Consider the following 17,096-nt stretch of genomic DNA (forward strand, 5'->3'; position numbering starts at 1 on the left):
GTTTCGCGGGTGGCGCAAGCGGCCCGTTTGAGGAGATAGCATGATCGTTCGTCCCGTACGCAGCAGCGATTTACCCGCTCTGATCGACCTGGCCCGCAGCACCGGCACCGGCTTGACCACCTTGCCGGCCAACGAAGAGCGCTTGGCCCATCGGGTCGGCTGGGCCGAGAAGACCTTTCGCGGCGAAGCCGGGCGGGGCGATGCGGACTACCTGTTCGTGCTCGAAGACGACAACGGCCGCGTGGTGGGCATTTCTGCCATCGCCGGCGCCGTTGGCCTGCGTGAGCCCTGGTACAACTTCCGGGTCGGCCTGACCGTCAGTGCCTCCCAGGAACTGAATATCTATCGGGAAATCCCGACGCTGTTCCTGGCCAACGACCTGACCGGCAACTCCGAGCTGTGCTCGCTGTTCCTGCACGCCGATTACCGCAGCGGCCTCAACGGTCGCATGCTGGCCAAGGCGCGGCTGCTGTTCATCGCCGAATTCCCGCAGCTGTTCGGCAACAAGATCATCGCCGAAATGCGCGGCATGTCCGACGCAGCCGGGCGTTCGCCATTCTGGGAAAGCCTGGGCCGGCACTTCTTCAAGATGGAATTCAGCCAGGCCGATTACCTGACCGGTGTGGGCAACAAGGCGTTCATCGCCGAACTGATGCCGAAATTCCCGTTGTACACCTGCTTTCTGTCGCCAGACGCGCGCAATGTGATCGGTCAGGTTCACCCGGACACCGAACCGGCGCTGTCGATGCTCAAGAGCGAAGGCTTCAGCTATCAAGGCTACGTCGATATCTTCGACGCCGGCCCGGCGGTGGAGTGCGAAACCGGCAAGATCCGTGCGGTCCGCGACAGCCAGGCGCTGGTCCTGGCCGTCGGTACGCCGGGTGACGACGCCACGCCTTTCCTGATTCACAACCGCAAGCGCGAGGACTGCCGAATGACGGCGGCGCCCGCACGCTTCGCCGCCGGTACCCTGGTGGTCGATCCACTGACCGCCAAACGTCTTCAACTCAACGCCGGCGATCAAGTGCGCGCCGTGCCGTTGTCCGCAGCCCGGGAGTCGAAATAATGAATTCGCTATACATCGCAGGTGAATGGCTGGCCGGTCAGGGTGAAGCCTTCCAGTCGCTGAACCCGGTGACCCAACAGGTACTGTGGGAAGGCGCGGGCGCCACCACTGCGCAGGTCGAATCGGCGGTGCAAGCCGCGCGTCAAGCCTTTCCGGGCTGGGCCCGGCGCACCCTGGACGAGCGTATCGCCGTGCTGGAGGCGTTTGCCGCCGCGTTGAAAAATCACGCGGACGAACTGGCGCGCACCATTGGTGAAGAGACCGGCAAGCCGCTGTGGGAAGCAACGACCGAAGTCACCAGCATGGTCAACAAAATTGCGATCTCGGTGCAGAGCTACCGCGAACGTACCGGCGAGAAGAGCGGCCCGCTGGGCGACGCCACCGCCGTACTGCGTCACAAGCCACACGGCGTGGTGGCGGTGTTCGGGCCTTACAATTTCCCTGGTCACTTGCCCAACGGTCACATCGTGCCGGCACTGCTGGCCGGTAACAGTGTGCTGTTCAAGCCGAGCGAGTTGACGCCGAAGGTCGCCGAGCTGACGGTCAAGTGCTGGATCGAAGCCGGCCTGCCGGCGGGCGTGTTGAACCTGCTGCAAGGCGCGCGCGAAACCGGGATCGCCCTGGCGGCGAACCCGGGCATCGATGGCCTGTTCTTCACCGGTTCCAGCCGCACCGGCAATCACCTGCACCAGCAGTTTGCCGGCCGCCCGGACAAGATCCTCGCGCTGGAGATGGGCGGTAACAATCCGCTGGTGGTCGACGAGGTGGCTGATCTGGATGCCGCTGTTTATACCATCATCCAGTCGGCATTCATTTCTGCCGGCCAGCGTTGCACCTGTGCCCGGCGCTTGCTGGTGCCGCAAGGCGCCTGGGGCGACACGTTGCTGGCGCGTCTGGTGGCGGTCAGCGGGGCGATTGAGGTCGGTGCGTTCGATCAGCAACCGGCGCCGTTCATGGGCTCGGTGATTTCCCTTGGCGCGGCGAAAGCCCTGATGGAAGCGCAAGAACATCTGTTGGCCAATGGCGCCGTGGCGCTGCTGGAAATGACCCAGCCGCAGGCCCAGGCCGCTTTGCTGACCCCGGGTATCCTGGACGTCACCGCAGTGGCCGATCGTCCTGACGAAGAGCTGTTCGGCCCCTTGCTGCAAGTGATCCGCTACGCTGACTTTGAAGCGGCGATCGCTGAAGCCAACGATACCGACTACGGGCTGGCTGCCGGCTTGCTGTCTGATTCCGAAGCGCGTTATCAGCAGTTCTGGCTGGAGAGCCGCGCGGGCATCGTCAACTGGAACAAACAGCTGACCGGTGCCGCGAGCAGCGCGCCATTCGGCGGCGTCGGCGCCTCGGGCAACCACCGGGCCAGCGCCTACTATGCCGCGGATTACTGCGCGTATCCGGTGGCCTCGCTGGAAACCCCGAGCCTGACTTTGCCAGCGACCCTGACGCCCGGCGTGAAAATGGCGTAACGCCCATTCGCGGGCAAGTCGGATCGCCGCCCGCTCGCTCCTACAGGTTTTGTGTCGTTCAACGTGAGCGGCGCACACCACAAACCTGTAGGAGCGAGGCTTGCCCGCGAAGGCCGCGCCTCGGTCATATTGAATTGTTACCCGATGCCTATAACAACAGATTCCCGTGGAGCCTCGCTGATGAAATCCTATGAAGTCAATTTTGACGGTCTAGTGGGGCCGACTCATAACTACGGCGGCCTGTCCTACGGCAACGTCGCCTCCCAGAGCAACAGCCAGCAGTCTTCGAACCCGAAGGAAGCGGCGCTGCAAGGCCTGGCGAAAATGAAAGCGCTGATGGAAATGGGCTTTCAGCAAGGCGTCCTGGCACCCCAGGAACGCCCTGACGTGGCCGCCTTGCGCCGCCTGGGTTTCAGCGGCACCGACGCGCAAGTGATCGAGTACGCCGCCAGGGACGCCATGCCGCTGCTGGTTGCCAGTTGCTCGGCGTCGAGCATGTGGGTGGCCAACGCCGCCACGGTCAGCCCAAGTGCCGACACGGCAGACGGTCGCGTGCATTTCACCGCCGCCAACCTCAACTGCAAATATCACCGCAGCATCGAACACCCGACCACCAGCCGCGTGCTGGGGGCGATGTTCGCGAATCAGCAGCATTTCGCTCACCACGCCGCGTTGCCGGCCGTGGCGCAGTTCGGTGATGAAGGCGCCGCCAACCACACCCGTTTCTGCCGTGAATACGGCGAGGCCGGCGTCGAATTCTTCGTGTTCGGCCGCAGCGCGTTCGATACCCGTTACCCGGCACCGCAGAAGTACCCGGCGCGCCAGACCCTCGAAGCCTCCCAGGCGGTTGCCCGCCTGCACGGTTTGAGCGATGAAGGCGTGGTGTACGCCCAGCAGAACCCGTCCGTCATCGATCAGGGCGTGTTCCACAACGACGTGATCGCGGTGGGTAACGGCGAGGTGCTGTTCTATCACGAGGACGCGTTCCTCGACACCGAGCAGATGCTGGCCGAACTGCAGGGCAAACTCGCCAAAGTCGGTGGGAAATTTCAGTCGATCTGCGTACCGCGTTCCGCGGTCAGCGTGGAAGACGCGGTTCGCTCCTACTTGTTCAATAGCCAACTGCTGACGCGTCCTGACGGCACCATGCTCTTGATCGTGCCGGAGGAGTGCCGTGGCAACGAGCGGGTCTGGCAGTACCTGCAAGGCTTGACCGGTTCCGGTGGCCTGATCCGCGAAGTCAAGGTTTTCGATCTCAAGCAGAGCATGCAGAACGGCGGTGGCCCGGCTTGCCTGAGGTTGCGCGTCGCGCTCAACGAAACCGAACTGGCAGCCGTCAACCAAGGGGTTATCATGACGGCACCGTTGTATGGCACGTTGACCGAATGGGTCGACAAGCACTACCGCGACCGCATGACCGAAAACGATCTCGCGGACCCGCAATTGCTGCTTGAATGCCGGACGGCACTGGATGAACTGACGCAAATCCTTAAACTGGGCGCGGTTTATCCATTCCAGATCAATTGAAAGCCGGCGCTGCATGCGCCGACTCATCTCTAGAGAGCGTAAAAAAACATGAGCGATACCCTGCAGCTGATCCTTGAAGACACCGACGGCACGCAACTGGAAACGTCCTGCACCCGCGTCGCGGTCATGTGGCAAGGCAAAGAGCTGTGGATCCAGCAGGATGGCCGCGGCCAACTGCTGATCGGGGTGGACGTCGAAGAAGGTGACGCTGAATACGCCAACCTGCTGCTGCGCCCATTGGCAACTAATCTGGTAAGTCTGCAACTGGAAATGGAACCGGCCGAAGTCGGTGACGAAGACCACGTGCACGGCCCGGATTGCGCACACGACCACTAAGGAAGCCGCTTATGCTCGCCCTCGGCAAACTGCTTGAACTGACCCTCGCCGGCCGCGAACCGGCGGAGAAGACTCAACTGACTGTCGAAGGCGTGCGCATGCGCTGGTTGAGCGAGGGTGCGCTGGAAGTCCGGCCACCCGAAGCCCGCGACAATGGCCTGGACCTGCTGCTGTCAGCCGGCATCCATGGCAACGAGACAGCGCCGATCGAGCTGCTCGATCGCCTGTTGCATGACATCGCCCGCGGTGACGTCAAACCGCGCGCACGTATTCTGTTCCTGTTCGGCAATCCCGAAGCGATTCGCAAAGGCGAGCGTTTCGTCGAGCAGGACGTCAATCGGCTGTTCAACGGCCGTCATGAACAAAGCAGCGGCTCCGAAGCCCTGCGGGCGTGTGAACTGGAGCGGCTGGCGGCCAGTTTCTTCAGCCTGCCGGATCGCAACCGCCTGCACTATGACCTGCACACAGCGATTCGTGGCTCGAAAATCGAGCAGTTCGCGTTGTATCCCTGGAAAGAAGGTCGTCAGCATTCTCGCCAGGAACTGGCTCGCCTGCGCGCCGCCGGCATGGAAGCGGTGCTGCTGCAGAACAAGCCGTCCATCGTCTTCAGTTCCTATACCTACGACAAGCTCGGTGCCGAAGCCTTTACCCTTGAATTGGGCAAGGCGCGGCCGTTCGGGCAGAACGACGGGGTCAACGTCGACCTGCTGGAAACCCGCCTCAAGCAGATCATCGAAGGCAAAGAACCGCCGGCGAGCGAAGCAGCGCTGGATGGCCTGCAGTTATTCAGCGTGGCGCGGGAGATCATCAAGCACAGCGATAGCTTCCGCCTGAACCTGCCAGCGGATATCGAGAATTTTTCGGAGTTGGAAGTGGGTTATCTGCTGGCCGAAGACATTGCCCAGACGCGCTGGATCATCGAGGAAGAGGGCGCCCGGATCATCTTCCCGAACCCCAAGGTGAAGAACGGCCTGCGTGCCGGCATCCTGATCGTGCCGACCACCGACGAAAACCTGGCCTGACTACAATCTTAGGTTGAACATAAGACCCCTGTAGGAGCGAGCTTGCTCGCGATGGTCGTCAACGGTAACGCGGGGATCCTGAAACCCCGCGGCGTACCGAAGCCTATCGCGAGCAAGCTCGCTCCTACAGAGGGGCGCGGTGTTTAGACCGCCATCGCGCGGGGCTCACTACGACGCAACGCCCGCATCTTGTGCAATGTATCCGCGCACGTCTTCGCCGCTTCCTGCCCTTTATGCACGAAATGCTCGAAGAAGAACTTATGGTGCAGTTCTTCACCGGCATGGAAGTGGTGCGGGGTCAAAGACACCGAGAACACGGGCACTTCGGTTTCCAGCTGAACCTGCATCAGGCCGCTGACCACCGACTGGGCGACGAACTCGTGACGGTAGATCCCGCCATCCACCACCAGGGCTGCGGCAACGATGCCGGCATAACGTCCGGTCTTGGCGAGTAACTTGGCGTGCAGCGGCATTTCAAACGCACCGCCGACTTCGAAGAAATCGATCTCCGATTCCTGATAACCCTGCGCAATCATTTCGGCGACGAAGCCTTTACGGCTCTGATCGACGATATCCTTGTGCCAGCAGGCCTGGATGAACGCAACGCGTTCGCCGTGATGGTTTTTGCTTTTGCTATCGATTGCGGTGGGTTGCATGTTCTGATTCCTGTTTGTGTAAAAAACAGGGCTTATGAATCGAATGGGATTTAAGGGTACGTACGCTCGCACGAATGCTGGCGGGCGGCCCTTTGGCGCCAATCCCGTTCTCTCTTCATCCGGACTATGACCGTCGGCCCCGGGATCACACCGGGTCTGCTGACCTTGTTGCCAATCACCGCCGAAGCCGTGACTGTCGCCAAGCGCTCGCGGGCTATGCACGTTGCGTGCAATTACCGCCGGTGGGGAGTTGCACCCCGCCCTGAGAACGTTGTGCCGCCAGATTATTTGGCGACGCAGCGTTTTTAACACATATTTCTCAGCTGTGCATCGCTGCCATTTGATGATTGCGATCGACTTTTTTGTTGGTTCAGGCAGCCTTTTCCCGTCCAAGGGTTGATTATTAATCCGTATGACCGCAGTAATTCCGGATTGAAAGGGATTTTCCCCTGTTTATTACCGAGGCCAGATTCATGAGCGTTATCGATCTTCGCAGCGACACTGTCACCCAACCGACCGCCGGAATGCTCCACGCAATGGCCACCGCGGCCACCGGTGACGACGTTTACGGCGAAGATCCGACGGTCAATCGTCTGGAAACCGAGCTGGCAAAACGGCTGGGTTTCGCTGCCGCGCTGTTCGTGCCGACGGGCACCATGAGCAACCTGCTGGGCTTGATGGCGCACTGCGAGCGCGGTGACGAATACATTGTCGGCCAGCAAGCGCACACCTATAAATACGAAGGTGGCGGTGCGGCGGTGCTGGGGTCGATCCAGCCGCAACCTCTGGAAGTGCGGGCCGACGGTTCGCTGGACCTGTCCCAGGTAGCCGCCGCGATCAAACCGGACGACTTCCATTTCGCCCGCACTCGCTTGCTGGCGCTGGAAAACACCATGCAAGGCAAAGTGTTGCCGCTGGAGTATCTGGCCCGGGCTCGAACCTTTACCCAGGAACAAGGCCTGGCCCTGCACCTGGACGGCGCGCGGTTGTACAACGCAGCGGTCAAGCTGGGCGTGGACGCGAGGGAAATCACCCGGCATTTCGATTCCGTGTCGGTCTGTTTGTCCAAAGGCCTGGGCGCTCCGGTCGGCTCTGTACTCTGTGGTACGGTGGAGTTGATCGACAAGGCGCGACGCCTGCGCAAGATGGTGGGTGGCGGCATGCGTCAGGCCGGGATCCTGGCGGCAGCGGGGCTGTATGCGCTGGATCACAACGTTCAGCGTCTGGCCGACGATCACGCCAATGCCCAGATTCTGGCTGACGGCCTGCGAAAGGCCGGTTATGACGTGGAACCGGTACACACCAACATGGTGTACGTGCAGATGGGCGACAAGGCCGAGGCGATCAAAGCCTTCGCCGCCGAACGCGGGATCAAGCTCAGTGCGGCAGGCCGCCTGAGGATGGTCACGCACATGGACGTCAGTCGCGTCCAGATCGGGCAGGTCGTCGCGGCATTCGTCGAATTTTCGCGCAACTGACAGCGTTAGCCGTCCAATTGACCGTTTCTATCGTATAAACACGCTGTACCCCGCGCGCAGGGCCGATATAATGCGGCCCTTTGCCGTTGCTTCGTCTGTTGACGTTTTGCACAGGCCTTTGGCCGCAGCCTCCGTGGAAGAACCTAATGAAAAGCGCAGAAATCCGTGAAGCCTTCCTTCGCTTCTTCGAAGAGCAAGGCCACACCCGTGTAGCCTCCAGCTCTTTGATTCCGGGCAACGACCCAACCCTGCTGTTCACTAACGCGGGGATGAACCAGTTCAAGGACTGCTTCCTGGGCCAGGAAAAGCGCGCGTACACCCGCGCGGTAAGCAGCCAGAAATGCGTGCGCGCCGGCGGCAAGCACAACGACCTGGAAAACGTCGGTTATACCGCACGTCACCACACCTTCTTCGAAATGCTGGGTAACTTCAGCTTCGGCGATTATTTCAAGCGCGACGCGATCAGCTACGCCTGGAATTTCCTGACGTCCGAGAAGTGGCTGAACCTGCCGAAAGAAAAGCTCTGGGTCACTGTCTACGCCAGCGATGACGAGGCCTACGACATCTGGACCAAGGACATCGGCGTTCCAGCCGAACGCATGGTTCGCATCGGCGACAACAAAGGCGCGCCGTATGCGTCTGACAATTTCTGGACCATGGGCGATACCGGCCCGTGCGGTCCTTGCACCGAGATTTTCTACGATCACGGCGCCGACATCTGGGGTGGCCCGCCAGGCTCGCCGGAAGAAGACGGCGACCGTTACATCGAGATCTGGAACAACGTGTTCATGCAGTTCAACCGCACCGCCGATGGCGTGTTGCACCCGCTGCCAGCCCCGTCGGTGGACACCGGCATGGGTCTGGAGCGGATCAGTGCCGTGCTGCAGCACGTTCACTCGAACTATGAAATCGACCTGTTCCAGAGCCTGCTGAGCGCAGCGGCCAAGGCCGTCGGCTGCACCAACGACAATCAGGCTTCCCTGAAAGTGGTGGCCGACCATATCCGTTCCTGCGGTTTCCTGATTGCCGATGGCGTGCTGCCGTCCAATGAAGGCCGCGGCTATGTGCTGCGCCGTATCATCCGTCGCGCCTGCCGTCACGGCAACAAGCTGGGCGCCAAGGGCAGCTTCTTTTACCAGATCGTTGCGGCGCTGGTCGCCGAGATGGGCGAAGCCTTCCCTGAGCTGAAAACCCAGCAGGCGCACATCGAGCGCGTACTGAAAGCTGAAGAAGAGCAGTTCGCCAAGACCCTGGAGCAGGGCCTGAAAATCCTCGAGCAGGACCTGGCCGAACTCAAAGGCGACGTGGTGCCGGGCGATGTAGTGTTCAAGCTCTACGACACCTATGGCTTCCCGATGGACCTGACCGGCGACATCGCTCGCGAGCGCAGCCTGACCATCGACGAAGAAGGCTTCGAGCGCGAAATGGAAGCCCAGCGCGTCCGTGCCCGTTCCGCCAGCTCCTTCGGCATGGACTACAACAGCCTGGTCAAGGTTGACGTGGCCACCGAGTTCACGGGCTACAAAGCCACCACCGGCTCGGCGAAAATCGTTGGCCTGTATAAAAATGGCCAGTCGGTCGACGTCTTGAGTGAAGGCGAAGAGGGCGTGATCGTCCTCAACCAGACGCCGTTCTACGCCGAGGCGGGTGGTCAGATCGGTGACTGCGGCTACCTGCAGGCCGGTGCTTCACGCTTTGACGTGCGCGACACCACCAAGACCGGCGGCGCGTTCCTGCATCATGGCGTGCTGGCATCGGGCAGCCTGATCGTCGGCGCGCCGGTCGAGACGCATGTCGATGCCGACGTGCGTCACGCCACCTCGCTGAACCACTCGGCGACGCACTTGCTGCACGCCGCGTTGCGCCAGGTGCTGGGCGAGCACGTGCAACAGAAAGGCTCGTTGGTCGACAGTCAGCGCCTGCGTTTTGACTTCAGCCACTTCGAAGCCATCAAGCCCGAGCAGTTGAAGGCGCTGGAAGACATCGTCAACGCCGAGATCCGCAAGAACACCGCGGTTGAAACCGAAGAAACCGACATCGAAACCGCCAAGCAGAAAGGCGCCATGGCGCTGTTCGGCGAGAAGTACGGCGACAGCGTGCGCGTGCTGAGCATGGGCGGCGATTTCTCCGTCGAGCTGTGCGGTGGGATCCACGTCAACCGTACCGGCGACATCGGCCTGCTGAAAATCATCAGCGAAGGTGGCGTGGCCTCCGGCGTGCGCCGTATCGAGGCAGTGACTGGCGCAGCAGCGCTGGGCTACTTGAACGCGGCGGAAGAACAACTCAAGGAAGCGGCCAACCTGGTCAAGGGTAGCCGCGACAACCTGATCGACAAGCTGTCGGCTGTGCTGGAGCGCAACCGCCTGCTGGAGAAGCAACTCGAGCAGTTGCAGGCCAAGGCGGCCAGCGCGGCGGGCGACGATCTGTCGGCTTCTGCGCTGGATGTCAAAGGCGTGAAAGTGCTGGCCGTGCGTCTGGACGGTCAGGATGGCAAGGCGCTGTTGGCGCTGGTCGATCAACTGAAAAACAAACTCGGCCGCGCAGTGATCCTGCTCGGCAGTGTCCATGAGGAAAAGGTCGTGCTGGTTGCAGGCGTGACCAAGGACCTGACTGGCCAACTCAAAGCCGGTGATTTGATGAAGCAAGCCGCTGCGGCAGTGGGCGGGAAGGGCGGTGGTCGTCCAGACATGGCGCAAGGCGGTGGTACTGACGCTGGCGCACTGGATGCGGCATTGGCCCTGACTGTTCCCTTTGTAGAGCAGGGTTTATAAGGCCGTGTGTCCGGCCCGCAGTCTAGTGGCGGGCCGGCAGGCTGTTTGAGTGATTATTTGGGCGCCCTTCATGGGCAGAGGCGGCTTTGAAATGGCTTTGATCGTACAGAAATTTGGAGGCACCTCGGTCGGCACTGTCGAGAGAATCGAACAGGTCGCCGACAAGGTTAAGAAGTTCCGCGAAGCCGGCGATGACCTGGTGGTTGTGCTGTCAGCAATGAGCGGCGAAACCAACCGTCTGATCGATCTGGCCAAAAAAATCAGTGGCGATGGCCAACCGGTTCCCCGAGAGCTGGATGTGATCGTCTCCACCGGTGAGCAGGTGACGATTGCCTTGTTGGCCATGGCGCTGATCAAGCGTGGCGTGCCAGCGGTGTCCTACACCGGTAACCAGGTGCGGATCCTGACGGACAGCGCGCACAATAAAGCGCGAATCCTGCAGATCGATGACCAGAAGATTCGCGGTGACCTGAAAGCGGGCCGTGTAGTCGTTGTCGCCGGTTTCCAGGGCGTCGACGAACACGGCAACATCACCACCCTCGGTCGTGGCGGTTCCGACACCACCGGTGTGGCGCTGGCGGCAGCCCTGAAGGCTGACGAATGCCAGATCTACACCGATGTCGACGGTGTCTATACCACCGACCCGCGCGTGGTGTCCGTGGCTCAGCGCCTGGACAAGATCACCTTCGAAGAGATGCTGGAAATGGCCAGCCTCGGGTCCAAGGTGTTGCAAATCCGTGCGGTCGAGTTCGCCGGCAAGTACAACGTTCCGCTGCGCGTACTGCACAGCTTCAAGGAGGGTCCGGGCACCCTCATTACTATTGATGAAGAGGAAACCATGGAACAGCCGATCATTTCCGGTATCGCTTTCAACCGCGATGAAGCCAAGCTGACCATCCGTGGCGTGCCAGACATCCCGGGCGTTGCTTTCAAGATTCTCGGCCCTATCAGCGCCGCGAACATCGAAGTCGACATGATCGTGCAGAACGTTGCGCACGATAACACCACCGACTTCACCTTCACCGTGCACCGCAACGACTACCAGGCGGCGCAGACCGTGCTGGAAAAAACCGCTGGCGAGCTGGGTGCCCGTGAAGTCATTGGCGACACCAAGATCGCCAAGGTGTCGATCGTCGGCGTTGGCATGCGCTCCCACGCAGGCGTCGCCAGCCGCATGTTCGAAGCACTGGCCAAGGAAACAATCAACATCCAGATGATCTCGACCTCGGAAATCAAAGTCTCCGTGGTGATCGAAGAGAAGTACCTGGAACTGGCTGTGCGCGCGCTGCACACGGCTTTCGAACTGGACGCGCCGGCCCGCCAGGGCGAGTGATGCGTTTGCCAAGGGGCGCGGTCTGACCGCGCCCTTTGTTTTTTCGAATGGCGCGACTCCGAGCTGTTCTTTTGCTCGCGCTGGTCAATACTCAGGCATGTAGGGCTACGATCGCTCCGGTTGTAGGTCGGGTGCCTTTTTTTTGCAGATTGTTGTCCCTGAAATGAATTGCGTGAGGAGAAAGGTATGCTGATTCTGACTCGTCGGTGCGCAGAAAGCCTGATTATCGGTGATGGAGAAATCACCGTGACTGTGCTCGGCGTCAAAGGAAATCAAGTGCGTATCGGTGTCAACGCCCCGAAAGAGGTTGCGGTCCACCGTGAGGAAATTTACCTGCGTATAAAGAAAGAGAAGGACGAAGAACCAAGCCATTAATTTTTATCGTTTTTTATGTTTGCAAACGGGGAAAAGGTTGGTTAAGATACGCCCCGTGTTGCGGAGAGCTGGCCGAGTGGCCGAAGGCGCTCCCCTGCTAAGGGAGTACACCTCAAAAGGGTGTCGGGGGTTCGAATCCCCCGTTCTCCGCCATTATTTGCGTAGTACGTTGTAATCTGGCTTCTTCGGTAAGTTGTTGAAATTACTAGAAAAAGTGCTTGACATAGAGATTAGACGGCCTATAATGCGCGGCAACAAATGCACTCGTAGCTCAGCTGGATAGAGTACTCGGCTACGAACCGAGCGGTCACAGGTTCGAATCCTGTCGAGTGCACCATTTAAGAGTTGTTTGCAGCAATGCGAATGACTTGGCTCCAACCAGTTGTGATCTGGTATAAAAACACAAATGCACTCGTAGCTCAGCTGGATAGAGTACTCGGCTACGAACCGAGCGGTCACAGGTTCGAATCCTGTCGAGTGCACCAAACACCAAAAAGCCTGCGTCTAACGCGGGCTTTTTGCTGTCTGGGATCTGGCTTTTTCCTGTTGCATCCTATCTCCTCTAATCTGGCCTTTGCGCTACGACCTCGCCCTGGGGTTGTGATGGCTGCGCGTGTTCGAATTCATTGCCGATCTTCTCCGGTTTGCCGGGGACGCTTTTGATGTCCTGTTGTCTCATGCGGTGACGATGCGTTGGGAGATGGTCTTCCGTGAGGGCTGCTCAAGGCGATCACTGCATTTTTGACGGTAGTGTGTTTTCTTTCCAGGATAAGTCGTCGCATTTTCATGGATCAGGACAGGGCTCAGGTTTATCTCGCAACCGCTTGTTTCCAGCCGCGATTTTTTAACGTTTAAAACGGTCGGGCGGTGTATCATTGCGCCCGTCAGCCCCGCCGGGGCTTGTGGAATACCTCCATGGACTTACCCAGTAGTTACTCAGTAAACCGTTTTTCCAATCATGAATTGACTGATTGATCCTTCCGGCGCGCTCCGCTGCTGGGAGTGGAGTTCGCCTATGTCTGAAGTAGAAGTAAAGAAAACGCAAGAAAGCCTGCAGGACCGCCTCGCTCAAGTCGTTGAGCTGTTGCAGCGTCAGCGGGTGGTCGAAGACCTGACTCATCGCCAGGAAGGTCCGCATCATGAACGGGTCGAGAACCTGGTTCACCGGCAGAATCTCGTCGAGCTGCAACGCAAGCTCGATGACCTGCACTCCGCCGACGTTGCCTACATCCTTGAAGCCTTGCCGCTGGACGATCGCCTGACGCTTTGGCAGTTGGTCAAGGCCGATCGCGACGGCGACATCCTGCTCGAAGTCTCCGATTCGGTGCGTGAAACCCTGATCGCCGACATGGACGATCACGAGCTCTTGGCTGCCGCCAAGGATATGGATGCCGACGAACTTGCTGACCTGGCTTCCGAGCTGCCGCGAGACGTCGTCCATGAGCTCATGGAAACCCTGGATAACCAGCAACGTGAGCGCGTGCGATCGGCCCTTTCCTATGACGAGGAGCAGGTCGGTGCGCTGATGGACTTCGAGATGGTGACGATCCGAGAGGACGTCAGCCTCGAGGTGGTCTTGCGCTACCTGCGTCGCCTGAAGGAGCTGCCGGGCCATACCGACAAGTTATTCGTGGTCGATAATGACGGCGTGCTCAAGGGCGTGTTGCCGATCAAGCGTTTGCTGGTCAACGATCCGGAAAAACAGGTGGCTGAAGTCATGGCCAGCGATCCGGTGAGTTTCCATCCGGATGAAGATGCCTACGATGCCGCTCAGGCGTTTGAGCGTTACGACTTGATCTCGGCGCCCGTCGTCGACAAGAACGGCAAGTTGATCGGTCGTCTGACCATCGATGAAATGGTCGACCTGATCCGTGAAGAGAGCGAAAGCGAAATGCTCAACATGGCGGGTCTGCGCGAAGAAGAAGATATCTTCGCCTCGGTCTGGAAGTCCCTGCGCAACCGCTGGGCCTGGCTGGCTGTGAATCTGGTTACTGCCTTCGTCGCCTCCCGCGTGATCGGTCTGTTCGAAGGCTCCATCGAGAAACTGGTGGCGCTCGCGGCATTGATGCCGATCGTGGCGGGTATCGGTGGCAACTCCGGTAACCAGACGATCACCATGATCGTTCGCGCCATGGCGCTGGACCAGGTGAGTACGGGCAACACTTCGCGCCTGATGCGCAAGGAGTTGGCGGTAGGCCTGATCAATGGCCTGGTGTGGGGAGGTGTGATCGGTGTCGTCGCCTATCTGCTTTACGGCAGCTGGTCCCTTGGCGTGGTAATGACCGCTGCCATGACGCTCAACCTGTTGCTTGCTGCCTTGATGGGGGTATTGATCCCCATGACCCTGGCGCGGCTTGGCCGTGATCCGGCGATGGGGGCCAGCGTGATGATCACCGCCATGACCGACAGCGGCGGCTTCTTCATCTTCCTTGGGTTGGCGACGATTTTCCTGCTCTGATTTCCATTGCCTGAAATCCGCCAATCCGATTGGCGTCCCCCGTAGGGGCCAGGCTTGCCGGCGAAAGCGACCTTGGGACCGCCTTCGCCGACAAGCCTGGCTCCTACAGGAAAACCCCATAACCCGCTGTTTGGCGGGTTTTTTTACGCCCGAATTTCAGGCAAAAAAAAGCCAGCGATTACGCTGGCTTGGGGGGTTCGTATAAATCAGGACGCGTCCGCGGCCATTTCGGTGTCATGGGCAATCAGCGAAACAAGAGCGTTCTGCTGGCGGTGGGAAAGCTGACGGAAGCGTTGCAGCAGTTCGCGCTCGTGCAATGACAGCTCCGGGCTGTCCAGGCGCATGCTCAGTTCTTCGCTCAGGGCACCTTCCTGAATAAGGCTCTGCTCAAGGCGCGCGATGATTTCGGAGTTCATGCTGCGGTGATGATTGCGAGCCACCTCGGCAATGCGTTCACGCATTCCGTCTGGCAGACGTACGACAAACTTGTCAGCCGTACGGCTGGAATAAATTGCCTGTTTCAATGGGCGCATATATTTAACCGGTTAGTTCAGGGGAGCGGTTTTCGGGATTGGCCGCAGGATGTCTGATAGGACAAGCGCCCTGGCCAAATGTTCAACCTGAATTGATAGAGGCCCACATCATGCCTCAAGGTAGCCAGTTCATTGGCGTCAATTCTGTGACAAATATTGAACTGGATAAAGGCGTTCTGCCAGCACCTATTATCAGAAATGCGGACTGGTTGGAAAGTTTGACTGTCCGCATCGCTGGCCGCGTCCGGTATCCCAGCTGGTGATGTCCGTGGACGCCAGGAAGGGTATTTCATGCGGATTCGTTCAATGTTCCTTAGTAATACAGGATAGTGGCAAATGGCCGATTTGCTAGGGCGAGTCCGTACTGATAAGCAATTACAGGACGGATGGCAGCTTGGATTGTTTTTAGCGGGGGGCTGACTGAATCTTGCAAGGAGGGGCGGGTCGATTGAGCGCGAGCCTCGGTGCCCATCTAATGACGAAGGCCGCGCCGGATTGCCCGGCGGCGGTCATTGCAATAAGAGGAGTTGTCAGCGTAAAACAGGATCGAACTTGATTTTGCGCCCCGCAACCAGCGCCGCCATAAACAATGTGCCAAATACACCGCAAGCAATGAGCGGCAAGGTGAGAATCCTGTCCTCAACCAATGAAAAATGAAGAATGCCGCACAGTAAAGTCAGGACGAAAAGCCCTGCTGCTGATTTGGACATACTGTGCTCCTGACGGGGGGATTCAAAATACCAGGCGTTCTGAAGTGGGTGCCGGCAACAGGATCTTTTCCTGGCTCACGTCCTGGCCTGCAAAGCCGCGCTGATCGTTCATGACTGCCAGCTGCGGCGCTTTCTGTAGCTGGAGGTAGTGGGGCGTTCGTTGGGCAACGGGTTCAGTGCCATTCTCTGGAGCAAAATGAAAACCCAGCAGGACTGCCAAGGCGATCGCGTTCGAGAGTAAAAGGGCGCTGTTCATGAGGGCTGACCTCCGTTGTTCTATGAAAGAACTGAAGCAGCCGGCATGCCAAGACTCTATTGGTTATTAAAGTCTTTAAAATCAAATAGATAGAGTAACATCTGGTGCAAGGTGCCTTGCATTTTGCAATGATGGCTTTTTGCGGTGATGCAATTTGCACGGTCAGCGATGCCGCGCGGCCTTGAAGTATCTGCCTACACTTAAAAAGCCTACGGACGACATGACAAATGCAGGCCTGGCCGTTAACATGCTCGCCGTCCTTAGCGCCGCGAATGCGGGGCGACTTGTGTCTCAGTAGCTCAATTGGATAGAGCATCCCCCTCCTAAGGGGAAGGTTGGCAGTTCGAACCTGCCCTGGGACACCATATTCAAAGAAGCAGATGTTCATCCGTTCTCAAAAGCTCCGTGGCTGGTGGGTAGGAATTTGCTTCAGGCATGGAAAGCTCCGTTCAGGAATTCAATTCTGGCGGGGCTTTTTTGTTTTGGGCGGCAGGCATCTCGACAGCGTTGCAGGGATTGCTTTCGAGGGTTGAAGGATCCTTCTATATAGAAGGCGGTTTCCTTGCCGAATCGAGGGCTGGTTGGGCTGTTTTCCAGCCTTCGACAAGTTATTGATAGCAGAACGGAATTAACGCTTGACGGCAGAATCTGGAAGTCTATAATTCGCCCCACTTCCGGCGCAGTCGAAACGGAAAACTCCTTGGTAAACAAAGAGTTACGCAGTTTTCGACAGCGAGTTGCTTCAGGTCATCGAGGCCCAGAAGGAGTTGATAGGGCAGTGTTGTTTGGCTCTGTTGACGGTTCGATCTTCTCGGTCGAAAGCGGAGAAAAAGAGGTGTTGACAGCAGCGACTAACGCTGTAGAATTCGCCTCCCGCTGACGAGAGATCGGAAGCGCCAAGTGGTTGAAGTTACAAAGGAAACTTTGAAAACTTCTGAAAATAACCGCTTGACAGCAGCAGAGGAAAGCGTAGAATGCGCGCCTCGGTTGAGACGAAAGATCTTAACCAACCGCTCTTTAACAACTGAATCAAGCAATTCGTGTGGGTGCTTGTGGAGTCAGACTGATAGTCAACAAGATTATCAGCATCACAAGTTACTCCGCGAGAA

At 58.9% G+C, this 17,096-nt stretch carries 14 protein-coding genes, 4 tRNA genes and 1 riboswitch; of the genes, 14 read left to right on the plus strand and 4 right to left on the minus strand.

Going from position 1 to position 17,096, the window contains the following annotated elements; genetic code table 11:
- The first annotated feature begins 40 nt into the window (after positions 1 to 40).
- The 5 genes from astA to astE all read left to right on the plus strand — a co-directional run bounded on the left by astA (position 41) and on the right by astE (position 5,417).
- On the plus strand, positions 41 to 1,066 hold the full coding sequence (gene astA / locus PMA3_RS05635) for an arginine N-succinyltransferase (protein ID WP_064676248.1): 1,026 nt from the start codon (positions 41 to 43) through the stop codon (positions 1,064 to 1,066).
- Positions 1,063 to 2,532 (plus strand): succinylglutamate-semialdehyde dehydrogenase, encoded by a 1,470-nt coding sequence (gene astD, locus PMA3_RS05640; protein ID WP_167355129.1) that lies wholly within the window; start codon positions 1,063 to 1,065, stop codon positions 2,530 to 2,532. The genes astA and astD overlap by 4 nt, the downstream gene beginning before the upstream one ends.
- 180 nt (positions 2,533 to 2,712) lie before the next feature.
- Positions 2,713 to 4,059 (plus strand): N-succinylarginine dihydrolase, encoded by a 1,347-nt coding sequence (astB, locus tag PMA3_RS05645; RefSeq protein WP_064676250.1) that lies wholly within the window; start codon positions 2,713 to 2,715, stop codon positions 4,057 to 4,059.
- A 48-nt stretch (positions 4,060 to 4,107) separates the two neighbouring features.
- A complete protein-coding gene (locus PMA3_RS05650; protein ID WP_033056735.1) occupies positions 4,108 to 4,395 on the plus strand; it encodes a hypothetical protein in 288 nt (95 codons plus the stop codon).
- Positions 4,396 to 4,406: 11 nt separating this feature from the next.
- On the plus strand, positions 4,407 to 5,417 hold the full coding sequence (gene astE / locus PMA3_RS05655; RefSeq protein WP_064676251.1) for a succinylglutamate desuccinylase: 1,011 nt from the start codon (positions 4,407 to 4,409) through the stop codon (positions 5,415 to 5,417).
- Between the two features lie 143 nt (positions 5,418 to 5,560).
- Here astE and PMA3_RS05660 read toward each other — a convergent pair whose 3' ends face one another.
- Entirely contained in the window at positions 5,561 to 6,073 is a 513-nt protein-coding gene (locus PMA3_RS05660) for a 6,7-dimethyl-8-ribityllumazine synthase (RefSeq protein ID WP_064676252.1), read from the minus strand.
- 102 nt (positions 6,074 to 6,175) lie between these two features.
- A riboswitch (FMN riboswitch) is annotated at positions 6,176 to 6,347 on the minus strand.
- Between the two features lie 199 nt (positions 6,348 to 6,546).
- Between PMA3_RS05660 and ltaE the strand changes: the two genes are divergently transcribed.
- The 8 genes from ltaE (at position 6,547) to mgtE (ending at position 14,488) form a co-directional block, all read left to right on the plus strand.
- A complete protein-coding gene (ltaE, locus tag PMA3_RS05665; protein ID WP_064676253.1) occupies positions 6,547 to 7,551 on the plus strand; it encodes a low-specificity L-threonine aldolase in 1,005 nt (334 codons plus the stop codon).
- Positions 7,552 to 7,697: 146 nt separating this feature from the next.
- Positions 7,698 to 10,322, plus strand: coding sequence for an alanine--tRNA ligase (gene alaS / locus PMA3_RS05670; RefSeq protein WP_064676254.1), 2,625 nt, complete (start codon positions 7,698 to 7,700; stop codon positions 10,320 to 10,322).
- 91 nt (positions 10,323 to 10,413) lie between these two features.
- The gene (locus tag PMA3_RS05675; RefSeq protein ID WP_064676255.1) at positions 10,414 to 11,655 is read left to right on the plus strand and encodes an aspartate kinase; all 1,242 of its coding nucleotides are present in this window, start codon (positions 10,414 to 10,416) and stop codon (positions 11,653 to 11,655) included.
- Between the two features lie 186 nt (positions 11,656 to 11,841).
- The gene (gene csrA / locus PMA3_RS05680) at positions 11,842 to 12,030 is read left to right on the plus strand and encodes a carbon storage regulator CsrA (RefSeq protein ID WP_002554426.1); all 189 of its coding nucleotides are present in this window, start codon (positions 11,842 to 11,844) and stop codon (positions 12,028 to 12,030) included.
- A gap of 62 nt (positions 12,031 to 12,092) precedes the next feature.
- Positions 12,093 to 12,183: transfer RNA gene (locus PMA3_RS05685), tRNA-Ser, on the plus strand.
- A 107-nt stretch (positions 12,184 to 12,290) separates the two neighbouring features.
- Positions 12,291 to 12,367: transfer RNA gene (locus PMA3_RS05690), tRNA-Arg, on the plus strand.
- A gap of 71 nt (positions 12,368 to 12,438) precedes the next feature.
- A tRNA-Arg gene (locus PMA3_RS05695) sits at positions 12,439 to 12,515 on the plus strand.
- A 530-nt stretch (positions 12,516 to 13,045) separates the two neighbouring features.
- Positions 13,046 to 14,488 carry a magnesium transporter gene (gene mgtE, locus PMA3_RS05700; protein ID WP_064676256.1) on the plus strand — a complete coding sequence of 481 codons (1,443 nt, stop codon included), beginning with the start codon at positions 13,046 to 13,048 and terminating at the stop codon, positions 14,486 to 14,488.
- A gap of 206 nt (positions 14,489 to 14,694) precedes the next feature.
- Here the strand turns inward: mgtE and PMA3_RS05705 are convergent, their stop codons facing one another.
- The 3 genes from PMA3_RS05705 to PMA3_RS05715 form a co-directional block, all read right to left on the minus strand.
- The gene (locus PMA3_RS05705; RefSeq protein ID WP_064676257.1) at positions 14,695 to 15,021 is read right to left on the minus strand and encodes an Arc family DNA-binding protein; all 327 of its coding nucleotides are present in this window, start codon (positions 15,019 to 15,021) and stop codon (positions 14,695 to 14,697) included.
- 530 nt (positions 15,022 to 15,551) lie between these two features.
- A complete protein-coding gene (locus tag PMA3_RS05710) occupies positions 15,552 to 15,731 on the minus strand; it encodes a PA3371 family protein (RefSeq protein WP_064676258.1) in 180 nt (59 codons plus the stop codon).
- 22 nt (positions 15,732 to 15,753) lie between these two features.
- Entirely contained in the window at positions 15,754 to 15,987 is a 234-nt protein-coding gene (locus PMA3_RS05715; RefSeq protein WP_064676259.1) for a hypothetical protein, read from the minus strand.
- 288 nt (positions 15,988 to 16,275) lie between these two features.
- Between PMA3_RS05715 and PMA3_RS05720 the strand changes: the two genes are divergently transcribed.
- Positions 16,276 to 16,352 (plus strand) — tRNA-Arg (locus PMA3_RS05720).
- The last annotated feature ends 744 nt before the right edge of the window (positions 16,353 to 17,096 follow it).

The organism is Pseudomonas silesiensis (assembly GCF_001661075.1).
GTDB classification, from domain to species: domain Bacteria; phylum Pseudomonadota; class Gammaproteobacteria; order Pseudomonadales; family Pseudomonadaceae; genus Aquipseudomonas; species Aquipseudomonas silesiensis.

What these genes read in the sequence shown, in the direction of transcription:
- astA (WP_064676248.1), top strand. Translation starts at nt 41, where the DNA reads ATGATCGTTCGTCCCGTACGCAGCAGCGATTTACCCGCTCTGATCGAC.
- astB (WP_064676250.1), top strand. Translation starts at nt 2,713, where the DNA reads ATGAAATCCTATGAAGTCAATTTTGACGGTCTAGTGGGGCCGACTCAT.
- PMA3_RS05650 (WP_033056735.1), top strand. Translation starts at nt 4,108, where the DNA reads ATGAGCGATACCCTGCAGCTGATCCTTGAAGACACCGACGGCACGCAA.
- astE (WP_064676251.1), top strand. Translation starts at nt 4,407, where the DNA reads ATGCTCGCCCTCGGCAAACTGCTTGAACTGACCCTCGCCGGCCGCGAA.
- PMA3_RS05660 (WP_064676252.1), bottom strand. Translation starts at nt 6,073, where the DNA reads ATGCAACCCACCGCAATCGATAGCAAAAGCAAAAACCATCACGGCGAA.
- ltaE (WP_064676253.1), top strand. Translation starts at nt 6,547, where the DNA reads ATGAGCGTTATCGATCTTCGCAGCGACACTGTCACCCAACCGACCGCC.
- alaS (WP_064676254.1), top strand. Translation starts at nt 7,698, where the DNA reads ATGAAAAGCGCAGAAATCCGTGAAGCCTTCCTTCGCTTCTTCGAAGAG.
- PMA3_RS05675 (WP_064676255.1), top strand. Translation starts at nt 10,414, where the DNA reads ATGGCTTTGATCGTACAGAAATTTGGAGGCACCTCGGTCGGCACTGTC.
- csrA (WP_002554426.1), top strand. Translation starts at nt 11,842, where the DNA reads ATGCTGATTCTGACTCGTCGGTGCGCAGAAAGCCTGATTATCGGTGAT.
- mgtE (WP_064676256.1), top strand. Translation starts at nt 13,046, where the DNA reads ATGTCTGAAGTAGAAGTAAAGAAAACGCAAGAAAGCCTGCAGGACCGC.
- PMA3_RS05705 (WP_064676257.1), bottom strand. Translation starts at nt 15,021, where the DNA reads ATGCGCCCATTGAAACAGGCAATTTATTCCAGCCGTACGGCTGACAAG.
- PMA3_RS05710 (WP_064676258.1), bottom strand. Translation starts at nt 15,731, where the DNA reads ATGTCCAAATCAGCAGCAGGGCTTTTCGTCCTGACTTTACTGTGCGGC.
- PMA3_RS05715 (WP_064676259.1), bottom strand. Translation starts at nt 15,987, where the DNA reads ATGAACAGCGCCCTTTTACTCTCGAACGCGATCGCCTTGGCAGTCCTG.